Below are 22,053 nucleotides of genomic sequence, written 5' to 3'. Positions count from 1 at the left end.
ATACACGGGTTCAACCTGGGATTCTTGGCACCTTTCAGGCCTGTGCGATCTGCGCCAGGTTGCTCTTCGCCTTCTCGATGTCTCCCTCGTGCTTCAGCACCAGGTTCAATGTCGCCGCCACCATGTCCGCCGTCAGCGACTCCGCGTTCAGCAGCGCCAGGCTCTGCACCCAGTCCAGCGTCTCGCTGATCGACGGCGCCTTCTTCAAATCCAGCTTCCGGATCGCCGCCACCGCCTCCACCACCTGCTCCGCCAGCGTCCTCGACACCTCCGGCAGCCGCCTGCGGATGATCTTCAGCTCCCGCTCCCGATCCGGGAAGTCGATGTGCAGGTGCAGGCACCGTCTCTTCAGCGCGTCCGACAGCTCCCGCGCGTTGTTCGACGTCAGCACCACCCGCGGCACGTGCTTCGCCTGGAACGTCCCCAGCTCCGGAATCGTCACCGCGTTGTCCGACAGCACCTCCAGCAGGAAGGCCTCGAACTCCGGATCCGCCTTGTCGATCTCGTCCACCAGCAGCAGCGCCGGCTTGTCCGACAGCAGCGACTTGAGCACCGGCCGCGGCAGCAGGAAGCGCTCCGAGAAGAACACCGCGTCGCTCGCCGCCAGCCGGTCCGCCGCCTCCGCCAGCGTCCCCGTCCCCTGCACCATCTCCCCGATCTTGTCCTTCAGGAGCTGGGTGTAGAGCAGCTGCTTGGCGTACTCCCACTCGTAGAGCGCCTTCGCCTCGTCCAGGCCCTCGTAGCACTGCAGGCGGATGAACTCGCGCCCCAGCGCCTGGCACAGCGCCCGGGCCAGCTCCGTCTTGCCCACCCCCGCCGGACCCTCCACCAGGATGGGTTTCTGCAGCCGGTCCGCCAGGAAGCTCGCGGTCGCGATCTCCGGAGAGGCCAGATATCCCACCTGCTCGAGGCGCGTCTCCGCGTCCTCCACACTGCTCAGGATATGCGCTTGGGTCGAAGGGGAGGGGGTGGTCACGCTCCTCAACTTAACCGAAGGGTTTTCAGGCCACTGCGGCAAAAATGCCAGACCTCCAGCCCCTTCCACCCGCACTCGCCGGTTGCTCGCTGTGCAAGTTGCCGGAACAACTTGGGAAATGATTTCCCCACAATGGGCACGCGACGTGCAATAGAGCCGCGCATTCGTAGCTGGGAGGCGGCGGTCATGTCCTGGGTGTTGCGCATGGTGCTCGTGGTGGCGGTGGCCCTGATTCCGGGGGCCTTCATGCTGCTGGTCGCCTACGTCGCCACCCGGACCATGCGGCATCGCTGGCACCAGGCCCGCCTGCAGGCCCAGACCCAGGGGACCCGGGTGTCCTTCCGCGAGGTGGTCGCCACCGTGGAGCTCAAGGACCTCGTCCGTCAGGCGCGCGCCGCGCTCTGAGCCACCCGCCGTAGGTCCTTCCGAGACACCTCCCGGCCGCGCTCGTCACCAACTGGTCCGATTGTTGGACCAGTTGCTCGAGACCGCGCCCGGAGGGTCCTCCCGCCATCGAACGTCGGCCGCGCGCGGCAGGGGAGCCACGCGCGGCCGGTGAACCACACTACTTGTCGAGCTCGTCCACGAGCGAGGTCCAGTCGGCCTCGTCCGAGGCGCCGCCCGGGCCCGTGGGGATCTGCATGACCACGGTGCGGTCGGAGGAACCCTCCTCCTCGTCGGCGACGGGGGGAGGAGCCGCGGCGGCCTTCTTGGTGGCCACGGTGTTCTTCGCGGGACGGGCCGCCTTGGCCGGAGCGGCGGGAACGATGGTGTTCATCTGCGTGGCGAGCACGCTGTCGTCCTCGTCCGCCAGGGGCTTCGCGGTGACCGTGGACTTCGCGCCCGCGGCACCCGGGGAGGAGGGCGACTTCGTCTTGAAGCGGGCCAGCTCCAGCTCGGCGACCTTGAGCGCCTTGCTCTTCTCCTGCACCGACTGCTGCAGGCGGGTGATCTCCTGGGCCTTCAGGGCCTCGCGGCGCTCCAGCTCGGCCTTCTGCCGGTTGGCCAGCTCCTCGAGCTTCCTTCTGCTGCCGGGCCTCGAGCTCCTTGCGCTCCTTGGCGACGGCGGCGAGCTTGGTGGCGGCCTCGCTGACCTTGGCGTCGGCGGCGGCCACCTTGGCGTTGAGCTCCTTCTCCACGCGGCTCTTGGCTCCGGCGGCGTTCTCCACCGCGAGCTCCAGCTCCTGGATCTTCTTGGCCCGGGCGGTGAGCTGCGTCTGGGCCTCCTTGACCTTGGCGTCGGCCTCGGCGGCGCGGGTCTGCACCTCCTGGGTGAGCTGGGTGGCGCGAGCCTCGGCGCGGGACAGCTTCGCGGCCAGGTCGTCCGCGGCGCGCTTCGCCTCGTTGCGCTCCTGGGCCTGGGCCTGCTGGAGCGCCTGGAGCTGCGCCTGGGCCTCGGCGAGCTGGTTGGCCAGCCCCTCGCGCTCGGACTGCAGCTTGGACTGGGCGTTGCCGGCGGCCTTGAGCTGCTCCTCACGCGTGGCGAGCTGCTTGCGCGTGGTGTCCAGATCGCTGGTGAGGGCGGCGGCCTGCCGGTTGAGCTCGTCGGTGTTGCGCCTGGCCTGCTCCGCCTCCTCCTGACGGCGGGCGTCGAGCTGCTTGAGCTGCTCGGTCTTGGCGGCCACCTCGCGGCTGAGGGCCTCGCGCTGGCGCTCCTTCTCCTGCGTCACGCCCGAGAGCTTCTGGAGGGTGTCCGAGAGCTCCTGGCCCTTGGCGGCGACGTCCTTCTCCAGGAAGTCGATGCGGCGCTGGGACTCGGCGGTGAGCGCGTTGAGGCGCTCCTCCACCCGGTGGCGCTCGTCCTCGGACTCGGCGAGCTGCGAGGTGAGCTGGGTGACCTCGGCGACGCGGCTGCCCAGCTCCTGCTTGGTGAGGAAGAGCTGCTCCTCGAGCTCCTGGTTCTGGTCCCGCGTCTGGGCGAGCGTGGTCTCCAGTTCCGCCTGGGTGGCGGCGGCCTGCTGCTGGCTCTGCGCGTGGGAGGCCTGCTCGCCGGCGAGGGCCTCGCGCGTGGCGGCGAGGGCGCCCTGCGTCTCGGCCAGCTCGTTGCGCACCTGGCCGAGCTGCTCGGAGAGCTCCTCCTCCATGGCCGTCTTGAGGGCCTCGGTCTCCTGGAGGACGCCGCTGATGCGGGTGATCTCCGCGTTGGCGGCCTGCAGCTCGGTCTCGCGATCGGTGCGCTCCTGCACGGTGCGCGCGAGCTCGTCGCGGGTCGCCTCGAGCTGGCCCTGCGTGTCGGCGAGGGTGGCCTGGGTGTCGGCCAGCGACTGCGCGGTGGCGTCCAGCTCGCCCCGGGTGCCGGCGAGGGTCTCCTCGGTGGCGGAGAGACGGCCCTGCGTGTCGGCCAGCGTGGCCTGGGTGTCGGCGAGCGACTGCGCGGTGGCGTCCAGCTCACCCCGGGTGGAGGACAGGGCCTCCTCGGTGGCGGAGAGACGGCCCTGCGTGTCGGCCAGCGTGGCCTGCGTCTCCGAGAGCGTGTTCTGCGTCTCGGCGAGCGACTGGGCGGTGGCCTCCAGCTCGCCGCGCGTGGTGGCCAGCGTCTCCTCGGTCTGGGAGAGCGTGCCCTGGGTGTCGGCCAGGGACTGGGCGGTGGCCTCCAGCTCGCCGCGCGTGGTGGCCAGCGTCTCCTCGGTGGCGGAGAGGCGGCCCTGCGTGTCGGCCAGCGTGGTCTGCGTCTCCGAGAGCGTGCCCTGCGTCTCGGCGAGCGTCTGGGCGGTGGCGTCCAGCTCGCCCCGGGTGCTGGCCAGGGTCTCCTCGGTGGCGGAGAGACGGCCCTGCGTGTCGGCGAGGGTGGCCTGCGTCTCCGAGAGCGTGTTCTGCGTCTCGGCGAGCGTCTGGGAGGTGGCCTCCAGCTCGCCGCGCGTGGTGGCCAGCGTCTCCTCGGTCTGGGAGAGCGTGCCCTGCGTCTCGGCGAGCGTCTGGGAGGTGGCCTCCAGCTCGCCGCGCAGGTTGGAGATCTGCGTGTCGCGGTCGGCGACGGTCTCCTGGAGCGCCTGGATCTGCCCGTTGCAGCTCGGCCTCCAGGGCGTCCTTGGCGGCCTCCAGCTCGTTGCGAGCCTGGGTGAGGGCCTCCAGCTCGCCGGTCAGCTCGGCCTCGCGGTCGGCCAGGTGGGCCTTGACGGCCTCCACCTCGCCCTCCAGCTCGCCGATGCGCTCCATCTGCTGCTGGATGTTGGCGTTGAGCTCCGCCTCGTGGTGCTCGTTGCGGGCGATGGTCTCCTGCAGCTCGCGCTCGAGCGTGGCGACCTTCGCGTCGCGCTCCTCCAGCCGCTGGGTGAGATCGCTCTCCAGCGCGTCCTTGTCCTGCTGGAGCTGGTCGCGCTCGCCCGTCATGCGGGCCAGGTCCGACTCCAGGCCGGCGATCTGCTCGTTGAGCCGCGCCTCGAGCGCGTTGCGCTCCTCGGTGAGCCGCTGGATCTCCTCGTCCGACCGGGCGCCGTGCTCCTCGGCCGCGGTGGCGCGCGCCTCCAGGGCCCGCACGGTGGTGTCGCGCTCCTGCTCCGTCTGGGCCAGCCGCTCCTGCAGCGCCTGGATCTCCCCGCTCAGCTCGGCGTAGCGCTCGTCGCGCTCGCTGATGGTGCGGGCCAGCTCTCCCTCGACGGTTTCAATCCGCTGCTGGCGGCGGGCCAGCTCGCCCTCGTGGGCCTGCACCGTCTCGGAGAGCTTCTGCTCCTTGACCTCGAACTCGAGGGTGACGATGCCCAGGTGCTTCTCGAGCTTGTCGTACTCGTCGCGGGCCGTCTCCAGCTCACCGGCGCGGCGCGACAGCTCGTCATCGCGGCTGGACACCTCGCGGCGAAGGACGTTGATGTCCTTCTCCTTGGAGGCCACCACCTCGATGAGATCCTTCTCGGAGGAGAACTTCTGCAGGAGCAGGTCGTCGACGGTGGCGCCGTGATCGCGCTCCTTCTGCAGCATGGACTGCTGGGCCTCGTTGAAGCGCCGCAGCAGATCATCCACCTGCATCTTCAGGCCCTGCAGCTCCACGTCCTTCTCGTGGAGGCGGTCCTCCACGGACACGAGCTCGCGCTCGCGGACGTTCCAGATCTCCGAGATGCGGGCGATCTGCGCCTCGCGCACCTTGCAGCTCGTCGCGCAGGAGCTGAACCTTGCCCTCGGGCGTGCCCATCAGGTCGCGCCGCGGGGGCGGACGCTTGAGCTGGCGGGACTCGGCGAGCAGCTCGGCCTTGCGGTCCGCGATGGACTGGAAGGAGCGCTCGAGGAAACCGCGATCCTCCTCGGTGATGGCGCTGCGGCGCTCGCGCTTGGGCAGCTTCGGCGGGCCACCGGCGGGGGCGGGCGCGCCCTTGAGCGGCGGCGGCATGGGCGGAGGACCGTCACCCGAGAAGGTGGGGGCCTGCTCCTCCTCGGGGGGCATGATCCCCACGCTCATGGAGGCGAGCTTCTCCCATCTCGAAGGGGATGATGAGGTAGCCGTCCGCGGCGCCGGGCGTCTGGCGGTGCTGGTTCAGCCCCTCCACCCCCGTATCCGAGGACAGCAGCAGGACCCGGAGGTTCTGCCCCCACTTGCCCTTCTTGATCTGCCCGCACAGGGTGAAGCCGGATTGATCCGGTAGCTCGGCGCGGACGACGACGAGGTCCGGCCGGCGCTTCTCCATCTCACGCTGTGCGTCAGCGGCGGTGGCCGCCATGGCGGTTTGATAGCCCGCGCTCTTGAGCACGGTGGCCATGCTGAGGGCGAAGTCGTTCTGGCTTTCGACGATGAGGACGCGGCGCTCCATGCAGCCCTTTTACCCACGAAAAGTGCAGTGAAAACCGGCACATCCTAGCCGTGCGCGAAAGAGCTTGGAAAGTTTCCGTGCCAGGCTCGGTCGGTTGCCCCACGAGGAGGACGCGTCTCTCGGATTATGAGGGTTTGCCACGCGACACTCCCTGCACCTTGTTGGGCGCGGGAGGGGGACCCGGGTCCTCATCGCGGCCGGGCATGGTGGTGGGCGGCGTGTGCCGGGCGAACTGCGTGCCCTCGGGAGGGCAATAGCCGTGGGCGAGCTGGGCGAACCACGGGTTCAACCTCGACTCGGGCGGCTCCCTCGGCGGCGTCTCCGGCGTCTCCGCCTCGTGGATCTCCGCGCTGCTGATCTCCTCCGGCTCCTCCAGTGGGAGGGCGTCGGTAGGTGTAGGGACGCTGTCTACCTCTTGAATCTCCTCGGCCTCGGCTTCGGAGATCTCCTCGGGCTCTTCGCCCCTGGCGGGGGTGCGCGCCACGGCGGGAGGAGGGGCGGGGACTTCCAGCGGGGTGAGGACGGGCGGAGCCGCGGGACGGGAGCCACTGGGCGGTCTGGCCCGTGAAGGCAGCGGGGGCAGAGGAGGGATGGAGATCGACGGGCGCGACTTCTCCAGCAGGGGCTCGGCTTGACGGAGCACGGGCGGCTCCGGCGGGCGGGTCGCGGGCCGCTCCTCGCGGCGGGGAGGCAGCGCGGGAGGCCGGGCCTGGGCCGGTTCGGGAGCGGGGGCCGGAGCCGGAGCCGCGACGGGGGCCGGGGCCGGACGGTTCTCGGAGGAGACGGTCCGGTTGACCAGGCTCGGGCGGGCCGGAATGGGAGGCGGTGCGGCGGGCGGAGCGGGAGGTTCGCGCAAGGGCAGCCCCATGATGACGGGAGGTCCGCCCGACCGAACATCCTGCTCGGTCAGGGCATTGTCCCGGTCCTTGGACGGGGGCTCGCGCAGAGGCAGCCCCATGATGACGGGAGGCCCGTCGGGCCGTGCGGCCTCGGGCTCCGTCTTGATGAGCCGTGTGTCGAGGCCTTCCTCATAGAGGAAGTGGCCCGTGACGAGCGGCAGCTCCTCGCGCGAGGGGCCTTCCTGGCCCGGATCGGTGTCCGGGATGGGCTCGGTCTCGGAGGAGCTCTCGCGAGGGTGCGGGGCCGCGGCTTCCGGCTTGCCCGCGCTCACCGTCCCCGCGAGCGCGAGGATGCGGTTGGTGGGCGTGCCCGTCATCGTCGGGCTGAGCTTGGACTCGTCGGCGGCGGCCATCGGCACCGGGGACTTCCCGAGCAGGCCGTCATAGATGTCCAGGAGCTGGCCGCGGATGAGGCCCGCGTCGAGCCACTGCTCGGCATGGGCCCGGGCCTGTTTCCCGAGGGAGACGCGCCGTGGCACGTCCCGGGCCAGCGCGATGAGCTGGTCCGCGAGCGCCTGGGCGTCACCGGGCGGATAGAAGACGCCGGCCGAGGCGGGGACGAGCTCCCGGGCCACGGGGAGATCCGTGGCGAGCACCGGGCGGCCCGCGGCGAGGTACTCGGACACCTTGGAGAGGGCGCCGCCCTGCACGCGGTTGCGGTCCACGTCGTCCAGCGGCAGCACGCCCACGTCGGCGAGCGCGAGCACCTTGGCCACGTCGTCATGGGCCACGGGCGGTTGGAACTCGACGTGCTGCTTGAGGCCCAGCTCGGAGACGAGATCCTCCAGGTGCGGCTGCCAGTCCACATGGCGCGCGCCCACGAGGGTGAGCCGGACATCCACCTCCCGCACCGCGAGTGCGAGTCCCCGCAGCAGCCCGGCCAGTCCCTGCCAGGCCACCTGGCTGCCCAGGTACATCAGCCGCATGGGGGTGCCGTCCGGCAAGCCGAGCGCCTCGGGCGAGTAGGGCCCCAGGTCCACCGGGGCGCGCACCACCTGCACGGCGTCCTGGCCCACGCCCAGGGAGTGGATGAAGGAGCGCGTGGTGGGCGAGCCGGTGATGACCCGGTCCGCGTTCATCAGACAGAACAGCTCCTGGCGGCGGACCTTGGAGAGGAACTTCCGGTCCCCCTCCAGTTGCGGGTGCGTGTAGCGCAGCTCCTGCGAGGGGAAGCCCTGGGCCTCGTAGATGAGCCGGTAACCGTAGTCGCCCTTGAGCTCGCACAGGGCGTAGCCGCCGAAGGGGTCGGTGAAGTGGACGAGCGCGTACTCCTCGCTCTCGAGCTGGCGGCGCACGGCGCGCTCGAAGGACTGGATGCGCGAGGCCAGGTCTCCGGCGCCCACGGGCACCCGGAGCAGGCGCGCGCCCTGGTACTTCTCGATGTGCGAGTGGTCCGGCGTCTTGACCGAGAGCACCACCACCGAGAAGCGATCGGGCAACGCCTTCAAATACTCCGTCAGCCGCCGCGACGAGCCAGAAGGGCCGGGGAGGACATCGAAGCTGCACAGCAGCAGTCTGGGCAGGTCGCTCAAGACGGACCGGAGGATACAAACTCAACTCCCGCCTTGTCACCGCCCCTGGCGATTCCCGAGGTATGACCACGAACAGAAGTGAAATCGCTCGTTGACCCCCGGCCCCTGGCGACCTAAGCCGAGACCTGCCTATGGCCGATTTCAAGAGCGTCACGGTGGAGTACCTGCGGGAGCTCGCGCGTAAGCATCTGGGACGCGGGCATAGCAAGCTCAAGACCAAGAAGGACCTGCTGGCGGCCCTCGCGCAGCGGGTGCCCCGGCTCGCGAAGCTGGCGGGCGTCGAGGAGGAGGAGAGGGGGGCGGTGCAGGAACAGGCGCGCCCGGCGGAGCGGGAGACGAAGGAGCGGGGGTCGCGCAAGGCCCCGGTGGCTGTTTCGGCCGCCTCGCGCACCGGGAAGCCCGAGGACGGTCAGAAGGAGCCCTCCGCTCCATCGACCGCCCTGCCCGGCGACGATGACGAGAAGACCCCGGTCCACATCCCGCCGCGCCCCGCCGAGGTGGTCAACTTCCCGCCCAAGCCCAAGACGCCGGGCCGGATGTCGATGGACGAGGAGCCCACCCTCCCCGAGCCGATGGAGCCGCCCGCCCCGCCGGAGGCTGCCCCGCCGGAGGCCGCCCCCATGGTGCAGCATGCCGCGGAGCCGCTGGTGGAGGGCTTCTTCGTGGCCCGTGTGGCGGGTGAGGAGGAGGCTTTTCGCCACCACCTCACCGAGGCGCAGAACCGCCCGCCCCGGGAGGCGCTCGGCTCGCCGGACTTCGACGAGCGGCTCGGCGAGCTGCCGATGGACTATGAGGACGACACGGCCCTGCTGCTGGCGCGCGACCCGCGGACGCTCTTCGTCCTCTGGGACTTCAGCGCCGAGGCCCGGCGGCGCGCCCTGGACGGGCTGGAGTCGCCGCGCGCCGTGCTGCGCGTCTATGACGACTCCGACGTGCTGGTGCGGATGATCGACGTCGCGCTCGAGTCGCGCAGCTACTACATCCACGGGTTGCCGCCCGGCCACCCCTACCGGGTGGAGGTCCACTTCGTGGGCAGCAACGGCCGCGCGCGCCGCATCGGCCACTCCTCCAACCGTGTCTTCCTGCCGCCGGGGGGCCCGTCCGAGGACACCTCGGTGCGCTACCTGCGCATGCCGCCGGTCGCCATCCGGGGCGCCAACATGGCGTCGGTGGCCGCTACCGCGCCCACCCGGAACCCGCCCTACGAGGAGCGCGAGTACATCATCTGGCGCCGCGTGGCCCTGCCGGGCAGCGGTGGTTTCGAGGACATTCCCGAGCTCCATCGCGAGCGCACCGGCCCTGGCGGCTCGGGCGAGGGGCAGGACTACCTGCAGGTCCGCCGTGCCGAGGGCTCCTCCGAGCAGCCGTGGATGGGGTCCTGGGGTCCCTCCGGCTCTTCCGAGCAGTGGATGGGGTCCTGGGGTCCCGCCGGCTCCTCCGAGCAGTCGGGAGGGGCGCCGGCACAGGCCGGGCCCGCGGAGTCGTGGTGGATGCGTTCGCAGGGCCCGAGCGGCTCCTCCGAGGAGTGGATGGGCTCGCAGGGGCCGGCCGGCTCGTCCGCCGGGTCATCCGGCGAGTGGATGCAGTCGCAAGGGCCGGGTGGGTCCTCCGAGCAGTGGGTATGGGCGTGGATGCGTCCTTCGTCCTTCGGACCGGGCCGCTAGGGGAATGACATGAGTATCGGTTCGCTCGCGCTGGTCCTGCACGCCCACCTCCCGTTCGTCCGTCACCCCGAATACGAGGACTTCCTCGAGGAGGACTGGCTCTACGAGGCCATCTCCGAGACGTACCTCCCGCTGCTGCTCATCTTCGATCGGCTGGCGGACGAGGGCGTGCCCTACCGGGTGACGATGACGCTCACGCCCACGCTCGTCACCATGCTGCGCGACGAGCTGCTCATGGGCCGCTACGCGCGCAGGTTGGATCAGCTCTGTGAGCTGGGCGCGCGGGAGGTGCACCGCACCCAGAACGATCCCGTCTTCAGCCGGCTGGCCCACTTCTACCGGGACCACTTCGAGACGCTGCGCGGGGCCTTCCGCGAGCGCTACAAGCGGGATCTGGTGGGCGCCTTCCGCCGGCTGCAGGACGCGGGGCACCTGGAGATCATCACCTGCAACGCCACGCACGGGTTCCTGCCGCTGATGCAGCAGACGCCCGAGGCGGTGCGCGCGCAGATCACCGTGGCCGCCAACCACTACCGGCTCACCTTCGGCCGGGACGCGCCGGGCATCTGGCTGGCCGAGTGCGGCTACTTCCCGGGAGTGGAGAAGTACCTGGCGGCCGAGCGCATCCGCTACTTCTTCGTGGACACCCACGGCCTCACGGACGCCACGCCCCGGCCGCTGCATGGCCCCTTCGCGCCCATCTACACGGAATCGGGTGTGGCCGCGTACGCGAGGGATCCCGAGAGCAGCCAGCAGGTGTGGAGCTCCCAGCACGGCTACCCGGGGGACCCGGTGTATCGCGAGTTCTACCGGGACATCGGCTGGGACCTGGACCTGGACTACATCCGGCCCTTCATCCAGCCCACCGGGGATCGCAAGAACACGGGCTTCAAGTACTACCGGATCACCGGCAAGACGCAGGACAAGCAGCCCTACGATCCGGACGCCGCGCGCGAGCGGGCCGCCACCCACGCGGGCAACTTCCTCTTCAACCGCGAGAAGCAGTTCGAGTGGCTCGCGGGGAAGATGGGGGGCCGCAAGCCGGTGGTGGTGGCGCCCTACGACGCCGAGCTCTACGGCCACTGGTGGTTCGAGGGCCCGTGGTTCCTCGAGGCGCTCATCCGCAAGGTGGCCCAGGACCAGAAGTCGTTCCGGCTGGTGGCTCCCTCGGATGACCTGGCCGAGCACCCGGAGAACCAGGTGGCCACGCCGCCCCTGTCCTCCTGGGGCGCGGGCGGCTACGCGAACATGTGGCTGGATGGCTCCAACGATTGGATCTACCGGCACCTCCACCACTGCTCGAAGCAGATGGTGGCCCTGGCGAAGGAGTATCCCGATGCCTCGACGCTCAAGCGGCGGGCGCTCAACCAGGCGGCGCGCGAGCTCCTGTTGGCCCAGTCCTCGGACTGGGCGTTCATCATGAAGACCGGGACCATGGTGGACTACGCCGTGCGCCGCACGAAGGAGCACATCCTCCGTTTCCAGCGCCTGCACGAGCAGATCCGCAACGGGAGCATCGACGAGGCCTGGCTGGCCCACATCGAGAACAAGGACAACCTCTTCCCGGAGATCGACTACCGGGTGTACCGCCCGGCGTGAGGGGGGCTGGGGCGCTCGCCGGGCGGTTGAGGGTGTAGCGCCTACACCCCTTGTTCTCTTTGTCGGGAAGAGAAGGGGGGCTTCACTGTTTCCCAGTCGCGCGGGCAGGGCCGATCCGCCTTGCCTTGACGTCTTTCCGTCTTATTTCGGGAGAGACCATGATCAAGCGACTGAATGCCTCGCGGCGTGCCCTCACGGGCGCCCTCATCGTAGCGCTGCCGGTGCTGGCGAATGCCCAGACGGCGGCTCCCGCTGTCCCTCCTCAGCAGCCCGCCACCCGGGAAGCGCAGGCCCTGCCTTCGCTCGCCCCGCTGGTCGAGTCCGTGAAGGGGGCGGTCGTCAACGTGGACGTGCAGGCCAAGGCCTCCGGGGGCCTGGGGCAGGGGGAGAATCCCTTCTTCGATCGCTTCTTCGGGGGCGGAGGCAGGGGCCAGCGGCGCGAGCAGATCCGCCAGGGGTCGGGCTCGGGCTTCATCGTGGACTCCAAGGGCCTGGTGTTGACCAACAACCATGTCGTCGAGGGGGCGGTGGCCATCCGCGTGCGCCTGGACGACGGGCGCACCTTCGACGCGGACATCGTCGGGAGGGATCCGCTCACGGACGTGGCCGTCATCCAGCTCAAGGGCAAGGTGGAGAACCTGCCCACGGTGAAGCTGGGAGACTCGGACGCGCTGCGGGTGGGGGACTGGGTGGTGGCTATCGGCAACCCGTTCGGCCTGGCCTCGAGCGTGAGCAGCGGCATCCTCTCGGCGAGGGCCCGCGACATCCACTCCGGCCCGTATGACGACTTCCTGCAGACGGACGCGGCCATCAACCCGGGCAACTCGGGTGGCCCGCTCTTCAACCTGAAGGGCGAGGTGGTGGGCATCAACACGGCCATCGTGGGCGGAGGCACGGGCATCGGCTTCGCGGTGCCGAGCAACCTGGTGAAGGCGCTGGTGCCGCAGCTCGAGAAGGACGGCGCGGTGACGCGCGCGTGGCTGGGCATTGGCATCCAGGATCTGACGCAGGACCTGGCCAAGGCGATGCAGTTGCCGGTCAACGAGGGCGCGATCGTGTCCCAGGTGAACGACAACTCGCCGGCGGGCAAGGCGGGCATGAAGGCGGACGACGTCATCGTGGCCATCGACGGGCAGAAGGTGGGCTCGGGAGGCCAGCTCACGCGCACGGTGGCGCTGAAGAAGCCGGGCAGCACCTCCACGCTGGATGTCTTCCGGGACGGCAAGCGGCAGGCGCTGAAGGTGCAACTGGGAACGCGTCCGGACCTGGAGGGCCACAGCGTGCGCCCGCGGCGCGGCGCCGAGGAGACGGAGCAGTCCTCCAAGGCCCGCGTGGGCGTCTCGCTGAGCAACGTGGATCCGCGCATCGTCGAGCGGACCGGGCTGCGCTCGTCGCAGGGCGCGCTGGTGACGGACGTGCTGCCGGGCTCGCCCGCGGAGCGCGCGCAGCTCGAGCCGGGGATGGTGGTGGTGGAGGTGGATCGCAAGCCGGTGCGCAGCGCGGAGGAGGTGGCGAAGATCATCCGCAAGGCGCCCGCTGGCAGCACGCTGCTGCTGCGCGTGGAAGTACCGGGCAGCGGACGCTACCTGCGCGCCCTGCACATCCCGTAACCGAGGCCACACCACAAGCCCAAAGCCCCTGAGCCCACACCCGCGCAACACTCCCTCTCCCCTCGGGAGAGGGTCGGGGTGAGGGTATCGGGGTTCCCGAGTCCAGGCCCGTGCCACCTCCGTGTGGCGCGGGCCTTTTCACTGCGGGCCCATCCCGGGTTCCTACGCCTTGGCGATGCTGGGGGAGGCGGGATCGGTGGGGCGGGAGAGCCCGCGCTCGCGGCCGGGGTGCAGTTCCATGCCGGGCGAGTAGGAGGTGACGCTGTTCCGCCCGGCGCGCTTGCTGGCGTAGAGGGCGGCGTCGGCGCAATCCACCAGGGAGTCCTGGGAGGTGGCGTCGAGGGGCATGGTGGCCACGCCGATGGAGACGGTGATGTGGCCGCCGGGCTGGGTGGGGGCGGCGAGCTGGGGGGCCTCCACCACGGAGCGCCGGAGCTTCTCGGCCACCTCGAAGGCGTCGTCCTTGGAGACGTTGGAGAGCACCAGCATGAACTCCTCGCCGCCGTAGCGCGCGAGCGTGTCCACCTTGCGCAAGCGGGCGTGGAGCACGTCGCACACCTTGCGCAGCGCCTCGTCACCGGCGCGGTGGCCCGCGGCGTCGTTGAGCTTCTTGAAGTGGTCGATGTCCACCATGAGGATGGACACGGGCGTACCGAAGCGCTGGGCGCGAGCCACCTCCAGCTCCAGCCGCGCGAAGAGGTGGCGGCGGTTGGGCACCCCGGTGAGCGGGTCCGTCATGGTGAGCTTCACCGCCTCGGCGTGGAGCATGGCGTTCTTCACGGCCGTGGCGGCCTGATCGGCCACGGCGGTGAGCAGCTCCAGCTCCTCGGGGGCGAAGCTGGCCACCTCGGGGCGCCGGAAGTTGAGCACGCCGAGCACCGACTCCATGTGCACCATGGGGATGCACAGCACCGCCCCGCTGTCGTGCCCGGGCAGCAGCCCGTGCCGCGCGAAGGCGCTCGAGGAGTCCGTCACGTCCGGCACGTACACCACGCGTTGCAGCTCCGCCGCGCGCCCGCTCGCCCCTTCGCCGTGCTGCAGCGTCTTCCCTTCCAGCTCCGGGTGCTCCGGGAAGGTGCTCTTGACCTCCAGCAGCCCGTCTCCGTTGACGAGCATGATGGAGAAGTCCGGGATGTGGAGCCGCTCGGGCACCAACTGGGTGATGCGCGTGAGCAGCTCGGACAGCTCGATGGTGGAGTTGACCGAGCGCGCCACGTCGAAGAGCAGGGCCAGCTCGGCGATGCGCTCCTCCAGCTCCTCCTTGAGGGAGAGCTTCCACTTCGTCACCTGGAGATCGCGGTGGGTGTCGATCTCCTCGGCCTTCATGGAGGTGAGGCGCGCCAGCATGGCGTTGAAGGCCGCACCGAGCCGGGAGAAGCTCATCCGTGCCGCGCACCTCGGCGCGCACCAGGAAGTCGCCCTCCTCGGCGCGGCGCATGGCGGCGGCCAGCCGGCGCAGGGGCCGGGAGAGGAAGAAGTGCAGGGAGGTGCCGGTGGCGACGATCAGCATGGTGCCCAGCACCAGCACGGCCCCCAGCGCGGCGCCGAGGGCGTGGGTGAGCTCGCGGTGCACCACGGGCTCGGCCACGCGCAGGTGCACCATGCCCACGCGCGTCTCGTGGGCGCCCGGGTGACAGCCCTCGCACGACTTCTCGCCGAGCGAGCGGAGCACCTCCGTCTCATGGGCATCCGAGCGGGCCCACTGGGGCCCGGGGGCCGTGAGGCGCTCGGCGTCCGGGTGCACGGTGCCCACCTTGCTCGGGCTCACGGACCAGAGGATGCGGCCATCGGGGGCCAGGATGTTGAGCTCCTCCGTGGAGCGCAGCAGCCGGGCATCCGACTGCAGCAGCTCGGACACGGGGAAGTGGGGAGGGAGGCCCTCGGGCGTGGGCAGCCGGAAGGTGGTGCCGACGAACTCCGCGAGCACCATCGCCTCGTCGTGCGTGGCATCCCGGGCGGCGATCTGCGCCTCACGCCAGAAGTAGCCTATGCCGAGCAGGGCCGCGAGCAGACCGGGCAGGGCAACGCTCCAGAGGAGCTTCTTGCCGACGGTGTCGAGACCCAATGCCATAATGCCCCTGTAAGTTTCTCGGATTGTCAGATCGGCTGACGCACACTGTCAAACGGACACCGTCCGAAATCATTCGACGGTGTGATTGCATCAGAAGCCCTCTAGGAAGCCGCTCATGTCCGCACACCCTCCGTCATTGGTGACGTCCGCGCTGCTCCCCGTGCCCCATGGCTTCACCACCCGAGCGGGGGGCGTGTCCGAGGGACCCTATGCCTCGCTCAACCTGCGCTTCATGGAGGGTGACCTCCGAGAGCGGGTGGAGGAGAACCATCGGCGGCTGGCGGTGATGGCGGGCGCGGCGCTCGAGGCGCTGCACACGGTGAAGCAGGTGCATGGAGATCGGGTGGTGGAGGCGGCGGGCGCGGGGGAGGGGACGGGCGCGCTGCGGCCCCCGGAGGGCGAGGCGGACGCGCTGTGGACGGAGCGGCCGGAGCACTGGGTGGCGGTGGGGACGGCGGACTGCGTGCCGGTGCTGCTGGTGGACCCCGAGGGCCGGCGGGTGGCGGCGGTGCACTCGGGATGGCGGGGGACGGAGGCGCGCATCGTGGCGCGGGCGGTGGAGTCGCTGGTGGCCCGGGGCTCGCGGCCCGAGCGGCTGCTGGCGGCGGTGGGTCCCTCCATCCAACGTTGTTGCTACGTCGTCTCCGAGGACCTCGGCGAGCGCTTCACCGCGGGCTTCGGAGCGGAGGTGGTGCTCCGCGAGCGAGGAGACGTGCGCTTGGATCTCGCACGCGCCGTGCGTGACACGTTGCTGGGAGCGGGGCTGAAGGCGGCCCACGTGGATGTGCTCCCTCACTGCACCGCGTGTGATGCGGACCGATTCTTCTCGCACCGGCGTGACGCGGGCCGCACCGGCCGTCATCTCAATTTCGTGGTACACCGGTTCTGATCTGATCGGCGTCCGGGCCGATTTCTTGACGGTCTCCGACACCCCTTCCTATCCTTCCGGACGGATCCCCCCGAGGCTCGTGTTGGAGCACCGCATCATTCGCCGACTCTTCGCCATCGCGCCCCTGTGTGCGCTGACCGCCTGTGCCACCGCCGGCTCCGTCCAGTCCTCGGAGCTGGCGGAGCTCAAGGCCGAGGTACGCGCCATGCGCGAGACCCAGTCGCGTCTGGAGAAGCGGCTGGAGCGTATGGAGCTGCAAGCCAGCGTGAGCCAGTCGCGCGCCTCTGCCGTGGCCCGGGAGGGTTCGGCCCCCGCCGCGGCGCCGGCCGCCACGGCCTCGTCCGGTTCCGGGTACAGCACGCCGGAGCTCGCGGTGGTGAAGCTCAAGCCGCGCAACGAGCCCGCGCCTCCGCTGCCCACCCGGGTGGCCGTCGTCGAGCCCGCGCCCGACGACATGGAGATGTTCATCAGCTCCGCGCCCGAGGGGGACAGTGGCTCCGCCGCGGCCGAGGCCTCCGAGCCGCGCGAGGAGCTGGACGCCGCCGTGCTGGACGCCGAGTTCGAGCAGGCGGTGGCGGCGCTGCGCACGGGAAACGTGGAGGGTGGGGTGACGCGCCTGCTGGCCTTTGCCGCGGAGCATCCCCGCCACCCCCGCGCGGACAACGCGCTGTACTTCAGTGGGCTCGGGCAGATGGGGCTCAAGGACCATGCCTCCGCGGTGAAGTCCTTCGAGCGGCTCATCGCGAGCTATCCGGCCGGCGACGCCGTGCTGGACGGCATGCTGCGGCTGGCCGAGTGCCGGCTGCGGCTCAATCAGAAAGACGACGCGCGGGCGCTCTATACCCGCATCCTCACCCAGTTCCCGGGAACGGCCGCCGCCACGCAGGCGGAGCAGCGGCTCGCCTCCCTGCACTAGTTGTCCGAAAGGAAGTCCTCCGATGCGCTCGCGGATCTTCTCCTCGCTCCTTCTCGCCACTGTTCTCGCGCCGCACCCCGTGTGGGCGCAGGACGCGGAGGACCCGCAGGAGTCCGAGGCCGGCGAAGAGACCGAGGGGTCCGAGGTGATGGACGAGCAGCCCGGCCGGCCCCGGCGCGGTCAGATCGCCATTCCCCCGGGTCAGGGTGGCCGTGAGTCCGCTCCCGGCGAGGTCCACACCGTCGAGCGGGGCGACACGCTCTGGGACCTGTCGCAGAAGTACCTGGGCAGCCCCTGGTACTGGCCCAAGGTCTGGTCCTACAACCCGGAGATCGCCAACCCGCATTGGATCTACCCGGGCAACAACGTGCGCTTCTTCCCCGCGGGCGAGGAGGTCCCCTCGCGGGTGGAGGCGGGCCTGGGCCCGGCCCCCATGGAGATGGTGGCCGAGGCCGGTGAGGGCGCCGAGACCGAGATGGGCCCCGCCAGCGGCGAGGATCTGGTGACGGTGAGTGGCAAGCTCACCTACGAGCCCAAGGCGGCGCGCACGGTGATGACGCAGGGCTTCGTCACCGCGCGCGAGCTGGACGAGGCGGGCCGCATCGAGGGCGCCGCCACCGGAGCGGAGATGCTGTCCTTCCCGGACGTGGCCTACGTGCGCTTCAAGCGCAAGGCGGACGCGAAGCTCGGGGATCGCTACGTGGTGTTCCGCACCTCGGAGGCCGTGAAGCACCCGGTGACGGGCAAGCCTTCCGGCTACCTCACCGACTTCGTCGGCACCCTGAAGGTGGTGGCGCTGGGCGACAACTTCGTCAAGGCGCAGCTCATGGACACCTGGGACGCCGTGATGCGCGGTGACATGGTGGGCCCCTTCGGTGAGCGGCTGGTGGAGTCGGTGGTCCAGCGGCGCAACGAGAAGGAGGTCCAGGGCTACATCCTCACCGCGCTCGTGCCGCACCTGACGCTCACCGCCGAGCACCACTTCCTGGTCATCGACAAGGGCAGCGCGGATGGCGTCCAGATGGGCAATACCTTCACCATCATGCGTCCGGGTGACACCACCCAGCAGCGCGTGCTGGAGCTGGAGCTGCCCGGCGACAAGAAGAAGAGGGGGCCGGCGCTGCCCCTGGAGAACGTCGCCCTGTGCCTCGTCACCGAGGTGAAGGAGCGCACCTCCAACTGCGTCCTCACGTACTCCATCCAGGAAGTGGCGGCCGGGGATCGCGCGGTGATGCGCGTCAACGGGCAGCCCACGGCCCAGCGCTGAGGCGCCCCGCTCCCCCCACTTGCAGGGGACGTGCCGCTTGACCATCGCCAGTCCGGTGTTTATGTGTCCCGCCCCCAGCCCGTCGGACCCATCTTCTATATAGGTGGGCCCAGGAGGGGGTCGGGTATGGTGGACGTCACGACGGACAAGGACATGGCGGAGCGGCGTGCGCTCCTGGCACTCTGGGCAGTCCCCGGGCTCGGCCCGAGGGCACTGGAGCGTCTGCGCGCCTATGCCCGGGGTGAGCTTGCTCGCCTGGTGGCCTGTCCGGTGAGGGAGTGGGTGGGGGGGGCGCCTCTGCCCGTCCCCGTGCGCCGCCGGCTGCTGGAGGTGCCCGAGCTGGGCCCGTTGGCGGATCGCGTGCTGGAGCGCTGTGCGGCCGTGGGCATGGGCGTGGCCTTCCAGGGAGAGCCGGCCTTCCCGGCCCGGCTGGTGGGGACGGATGACGCGCCCCCGCTGCTCTTCTACCGGGGAGAGGTGGGTCCGCCGCGCCGCCGGGTGGCCATGGTGGGCAGCCGGCACCCGGATCAGGGATTCCTCCCCTTCGCGCGGACCTTCGCCCGGCAGGTGGCGGAGGGTGGGGTGGGCATCGTCTCCGGGGCCGCCGCCGGGGTGGACCGGGCCTGCCATTGGGGGGCGATGGACGCGGGTGGGGAGACGTGGGCCTTCCTCGGCTCGGCGTTGGATGAGTTGGACCCGGCCCAGGCGAAGCTGCTGCCGCACTTCCTGGCCCGGGGCGGAGTGTTCTTCAGTGAGCTGCCGCCTGGGGTCCGGGCGAGCACGACGACTTTTCCCCGGCGCAACCGGCTCATCTCCGGGGCGTCGGATGCGGTGTTGATCCTCCGCGCGGGGGCCGCCTCGGGCAGCCTCTACACGGCGGAAGCAGGACGAGCGCAGGGGCGGCCGGTGCTGGCCCTGCCCGGTGATGTGATGAACGAGGGGGCGGCCGGCTGCAACGCGCTCATCCGGGATGGTCATGCCCGGGCGTGCCTCTCCGTTCAGGAAGTCTGGCGGGCCGTGGGGTTCCATCCCCAGCGGGTGGTACCGCCAGGAGAGGGCTCGGCGTGGCAGGAAGAGCTTCTCGGCGGAAGCGAGGGGGGCCTACCAGGTGTTGGACAGGGTTCCCAGGTCATTTGATGAGGTGCTGGCCGGTAGCCGGCTCTCCCCCGCGGCGCTCACCAGCGCGCTGGTGGAGCTCGAGCTGTCTGGGCTCGTCATTCAGCATCCTGGAAGGCTGTACGAGAAGGTTTGAGGAGAATCATGGCGACGCGCACGAAGAAGACGGCAACGGCGGGCGAGCTGGAGGTCGAGGAGACGGCGGCCCCCAAGAAGGCAGCCAAGAAGCCGGCGGCGCGCAAGAAGACGGCCGCCAAGAAGAAGACGGCGGCCAAGAAGACCGCCGCCAAGAAGGCCTCCGCGCGCCGCAAGGGCGCTGACGGGGACCTGCCCACCGTGGAGGCCGACGCCGTGGACGGCGAGGCCACGGAATCCCCCAGGCGGGGCAAGGGGCCGCACTACCTCGTGGTGGTCGAGTCGCCCGCCAAGGCGAAGACCATCAAGAAGTACCTGGGCTCCGGCTACACGGTGAAGGCCTCGGTGGGCCACATCCTCGATCTGCCCAAGAGCAAGATGGGCGTGGACATCGAGCACGACTTCGAGCCCCAGTACGAGGTCATCAAGGGCAAGGAGAAGGTCCTCAACGAGCTGAAGAAGGCCGCCCAGGGCGTGGACAAGGTCTTCCTCGCGACGGACCCCGACCGCGAGGGCGAGGCCATTGCCTGGCACATCCACCAGCAGCTCGGCCACCACGATGCCTACCGGGTGATGTTCAACGAGATCACCAAGTCGGCCATCCAGGAGGCCATCGCGCATCCGCGCCAGCTCAGCCAGGAGAACTACGACTCCCAGCAGACGCGGCGCATCCTCGACCGGCTCGTGGGCTATCAGATCTCCCCGCTGCTCTGGAAGAAGGTCCGCCGGGGCCTGTCCGCCGGCCGCGTGCAGTCCGTCGCCGTGCGCCTCGTCTGCGAGCGCGAGGACGCCATCAAGGCCTTCGTGCCGCAGGAGTACTGGACGCTGGACGCGCTCCTCCAGGGGCCCTCCGGACCTCCGACCTTCAAGACGAAGCTGTCCCGGGTGGACGGCAAGAAGATGGAGCTGAAGGACAAGGCCACCACCGATGCGCTGGTGGCGGAGCTCCAGAACGCCTCCTTCGTGGTGTCCAAGGTGGACAAGCGCGAGCGGCGCCGCAACGCGCCCGCTCCGTTCATCACCTCCAAGCTGCAGCAGGAGGCGGCCAACCGGCTGCACTTCACCGCCAAGAAGACGATGGCGCTCGCCCAGCGGCTCTACGAGGGCGTGATGCTCGGCGGTGAGGAGGGCCAGACGGCACTCATCACGTACATGCGTACGGACTCCACCCGTCTGTCGGATCAGGCGGTGGCGGGGGTGCGCGACTTCATCGGCACCACCTACGGCGCGGACTACCTGCCCGAGGCCCCGGTGGTGTACCGCACCAAGAAGGGCGCCCAGGATGCCCACGAGGCCATCCGCCCCACGTCGCTCGAGTACCCGCCCTCGAAGGTGAAGGCGCACTTCGACGCGATGAACGACGACATGGCCGCGGACATGTTCCGCCTCTACGAGCTCATCTGGAACCGCTTCGTGGCGTGCCAGATGATGCCGGCCGTGTATGACCAGACGAGCGCGGACATCACCGCGGGCCGGGCCACCTTCCGGGCCTCGGGCTCCACGCTGAAGTTCCCGGGCTACCTGGCCGTCTACGGCGCCAGCCTCACCCCCGAGGAGGAGGCCGCCCAGGAGAAGGCGCGCGCCGCCGGCGAGGACGCCGACGACGACGGCGTGGGCGAGCTGCCCGTGCTCGACGAGGGCAACGTCCTCTCCCTGCAGAAGCTGCTCAACGAGCAGCACTTCACCCAGCCGCCTCCGCGCTTCTCCGAAGCCACCCTCGTCAAGGAGGCCTCGAGGAGCGGGGCATCGGCCGTCCGTCCACCTACGCCGCCATCCTCTCGACCATCCAGGACAAGAAGTACGTGGAGAAGATCGAGGGCCGTTTCCGTCCCACGGACCTGGGCGTCATCTGCAACGAGCTGCTCGTCAAGCACTTCCCCCACGAGCTGGACGCCGCCTTCACCGCCAGCATGGAGGAGAAGCTCGATCAGATCTCCGAGGGCGAGGCCAACTGGAAGGCCGTGCTGCAGGACTTCTACGCGCCCTTCAAGGAGACGCTCGAGAAGGCCGAAGCGGAGATGCGCGACGTCAAGCGCGAGGAGATCAAGACCGACGTGGCGTGCGAGAAGTGCGGCAACGTCATGGTGATCAAGTGGGGGAAGATGGGCCACTTCCTCGCGTGCTCGAACTACCCCGAGTGCAAGAACACCAAGGACTTCAAGCGCGACGCCGAGGGGAAGATCGTCATCATCGAGGAGGAGACGACGGACGAGAAGTGCGAGAACTGCACCAAGCCCATGGTGGTCAAGCGTGGCCGCTTCGGGAAGTTCCTCGCGTGCTCGGGCTACCCCGAGTGCAAGACGTCCAAGCCGATCTCCATCGGGGTGAACTGCCCGGACTGCAAGCAGGGCTACCTCACCGAGCGCCGCAGCCGCTTCGGGAAGATCTTCTTCGGCTGCAACCGCTACCCGGACTGCAAGTTCGCCGCCTGGGATCGGCCGCTGCCGGAGGCCTGCCCGAGCTGCCAGGCGCCCTACCTGGTGCAGAAGTACTCCAAGCGGGACGGCCCCTTCATCGCCTGCCCCAACAAGGAGTGCGACTACCGCCGGCAGATCGTCGAGCCGGAGGCCGTCGCCGCGGCGGCCGCCGCCACGCCCACTCCGGGCGGGGGCGACGCCTCCTCGGCCGCTTGAGAGGCTG

Annotated in this window: 12 protein-coding genes and 2 pseudogenes; 10 read left to right on the top strand and 4 right to left on the bottom strand. The window is 70.1% G+C overall.

Annotated elements, in window-relative coordinates; genetic code table 11:
- Positions 1 to 34 precede the first annotated feature (34 nt).
- Positions 35 to 943, bottom strand: a complete 909-nt coding sequence (locus tag ACN28I_RS12145; RefSeq protein WP_420948626.1) for an AAA family ATPase — start codon at positions 941 to 943, stop codon at positions 35 to 37.
- Between the two features lie 219 nt (positions 944 to 1,162).
- Between ACN28I_RS12145 and ACN28I_RS12140 the strand changes: the two genes are divergently transcribed.
- Positions 1,163 to 1,381 carry a hypothetical protein gene (locus ACN28I_RS12140; protein ID WP_420942202.1) on the top strand — a complete coding sequence of 73 codons (219 nt, stop codon included), beginning with the start codon at positions 1,163 to 1,165 and terminating at the stop codon, positions 1,379 to 1,381.
- Between the two features lie 160 nt (positions 1,382 to 1,541).
- Here ACN28I_RS12140 and ACN28I_RS12135 read toward each other — a convergent pair.
- Both ACN28I_RS12135 and ACN28I_RS12130 read right to left on the bottom strand, forming a co-directional pair.
- Positions 1,542 to 5,715: pseudogene (locus tag ACN28I_RS12135) on the bottom strand (response regulator).
- A gap of 124 nt (positions 5,716 to 5,839) precedes the next feature.
- Entirely contained in the window at positions 5,840 to 8,146 is a 2,307-nt protein-coding gene (locus tag ACN28I_RS12130; RefSeq protein WP_420942201.1) for a glycosyltransferase, read from the bottom strand.
- A 131-nt stretch (positions 8,147 to 8,277) separates the two neighbouring features.
- Between ACN28I_RS12130 and ACN28I_RS12125 the strand changes: the two genes are divergently transcribed.
- The 3 genes from ACN28I_RS12125 (at position 8,278) to ACN28I_RS12115 (ending at position 13,019) form a co-directional block, all read left to right on the top strand.
- Entirely contained in the window at positions 8,278 to 9,810 is a 1,533-nt protein-coding gene (locus ACN28I_RS12125; RefSeq protein ID WP_420942200.1) for a DUF4912 domain-containing protein, read from the top strand.
- Positions 9,811 to 9,819: 9 nt separating this feature from the next.
- Positions 9,820 to 11,409, top strand: a complete 1,590-nt coding sequence (locus tag ACN28I_RS12120; protein WP_420942199.1) for a glycoside hydrolase family 57 protein — start codon at positions 9,820 to 9,822, stop codon at positions 11,407 to 11,409.
- A 158-nt stretch (positions 11,410 to 11,567) separates the two neighbouring features.
- A complete protein-coding gene (locus ACN28I_RS12115) occupies positions 11,568 to 13,019 on the top strand; it encodes a trypsin-like peptidase domain-containing protein (protein WP_420942198.1) in 1,452 nt (483 codons plus the stop codon).
- A 162-nt stretch (positions 13,020 to 13,181) separates the two neighbouring features.
- On the opposite strand, the gene ACN28I_RS12110 is transcribed toward ACN28I_RS12115, so the two are convergent.
- Entirely contained in the window at positions 13,182 to 14,402 is a 1,221-nt protein-coding gene (locus ACN28I_RS12110; RefSeq protein ID WP_420942197.1) for a diguanylate cyclase, read from the bottom strand.
- An 803-nt stretch (positions 14,403 to 15,205) separates the two neighbouring features.
- Here ACN28I_RS12110 and pgeF point away from each other — a divergent pair.
- From pgeF to topA, 6 genes and pseudogenes are all read left to right on the top strand, one after another.
- On the top strand, positions 15,206 to 15,979 hold the full coding sequence (gene pgeF, locus ACN28I_RS12105) for a peptidoglycan editing factor PgeF (protein WP_420942196.1): 774 nt from the start codon (positions 15,206 to 15,208) through the stop codon (positions 15,977 to 15,979).
- An 82-nt stretch (positions 15,980 to 16,061) separates the two neighbouring features.
- Positions 16,062 to 16,895 (top strand): tetratricopeptide repeat protein, encoded by an 834-nt coding sequence (locus tag ACN28I_RS12100; protein ID WP_420942195.1) that lies wholly within the window; start codon positions 16,062 to 16,064, stop codon positions 16,893 to 16,895.
- A 22-nt stretch (positions 16,896 to 16,917) separates the two neighbouring features.
- On the top strand, positions 16,918 to 18,162 hold the full coding sequence (locus tag ACN28I_RS12095) for a LysM peptidoglycan-binding domain-containing protein (protein ID WP_420942194.1): 1,245 nt from the start codon (positions 16,918 to 16,920) through the stop codon (positions 18,160 to 18,162).
- A 126-nt stretch (positions 18,163 to 18,288) separates the two neighbouring features.
- The gene (locus ACN28I_RS12090) at positions 18,289 to 19,299 is read left to right on the top strand and encodes a DNA-processing protein DprA (RefSeq protein ID WP_420942193.1); all 1,011 of its coding nucleotides are present in this window, start codon (positions 18,289 to 18,291) and stop codon (positions 19,297 to 19,299) included.
- On the top strand, positions 19,271 to 19,414 hold the full coding sequence (locus tag ACN28I_RS12085) for a hypothetical protein (protein ID WP_420942192.1): 144 nt from the start codon (positions 19,271 to 19,273) through the stop codon (positions 19,412 to 19,414). Before ACN28I_RS12090 ends, ACN28I_RS12085 begins: the two co-directional genes overlap by 29 nt.
- Positions 19,415 to 19,422: 8 nt before the next feature.
- Positions 19,423 to 22,046: pseudogene (gene topA, locus ACN28I_RS12080) on the top strand (type I DNA topoisomerase).
- The last annotated feature ends 7 nt before the right edge of the window (positions 22,047 to 22,053 follow it).

It is taken from the genome of Archangium gephyra (assembly GCF_049060025.1).
Lineage (GTDB): Bacteria > Myxococcota > Myxococcia > Myxococcales > Myxococcaceae > Archangium > Archangium gephyra_A.
Note: the sequence above shows the minus strand (reverse complement) of the source record. Positions and strands in the feature narration are given on the sequence as shown.

Coding starts and splice junctions, on each gene's coding strand:
- ACN28I_RS12140 (WP_420942202.1), top strand. CDS start 1,163: ATGTCCTGGGTGTTGCGCATGGTGCTCGTGGTGGCGGTGGCCCTGATT.
- ACN28I_RS12125 (WP_420942200.1), top strand. CDS start 8,278: ATGGCCGATTTCAAGAGCGTCACGGTGGAGTACCTGCGGGAGCTCGCG.
- ACN28I_RS12120 (WP_420942199.1), top strand. CDS start 9,820: ATGAGTATCGGTTCGCTCGCGCTGGTCCTGCACGCCCACCTCCCGTTC.
- ACN28I_RS12115 (WP_420942198.1), top strand. CDS start 11,568: ATGATCAAGCGACTGAATGCCTCGCGGCGTGCCCTCACGGGCGCCCTC.
- ACN28I_RS12110 (WP_420942197.1), bottom strand. CDS start 14,402: ATGAGCTTCTCCCGGCTCGGTGCGGCCTTCAACGCCATGCTGGCGCGC.
- pgeF (WP_420942196.1), top strand. CDS start 15,206: ATGTCCGCACACCCTCCGTCATTGGTGACGTCCGCGCTGCTCCCCGTG.
- ACN28I_RS12095 (WP_420942194.1), top strand. CDS start 16,918: ATGCGCTCGCGGATCTTCTCCTCGCTCCTTCTCGCCACTGTTCTCGCG.
- ACN28I_RS12090 (WP_420942193.1), top strand. CDS start 18,289: ATGGTGGACGTCACGACGGACAAGGACATGGCGGAGCGGCGTGCGCTC.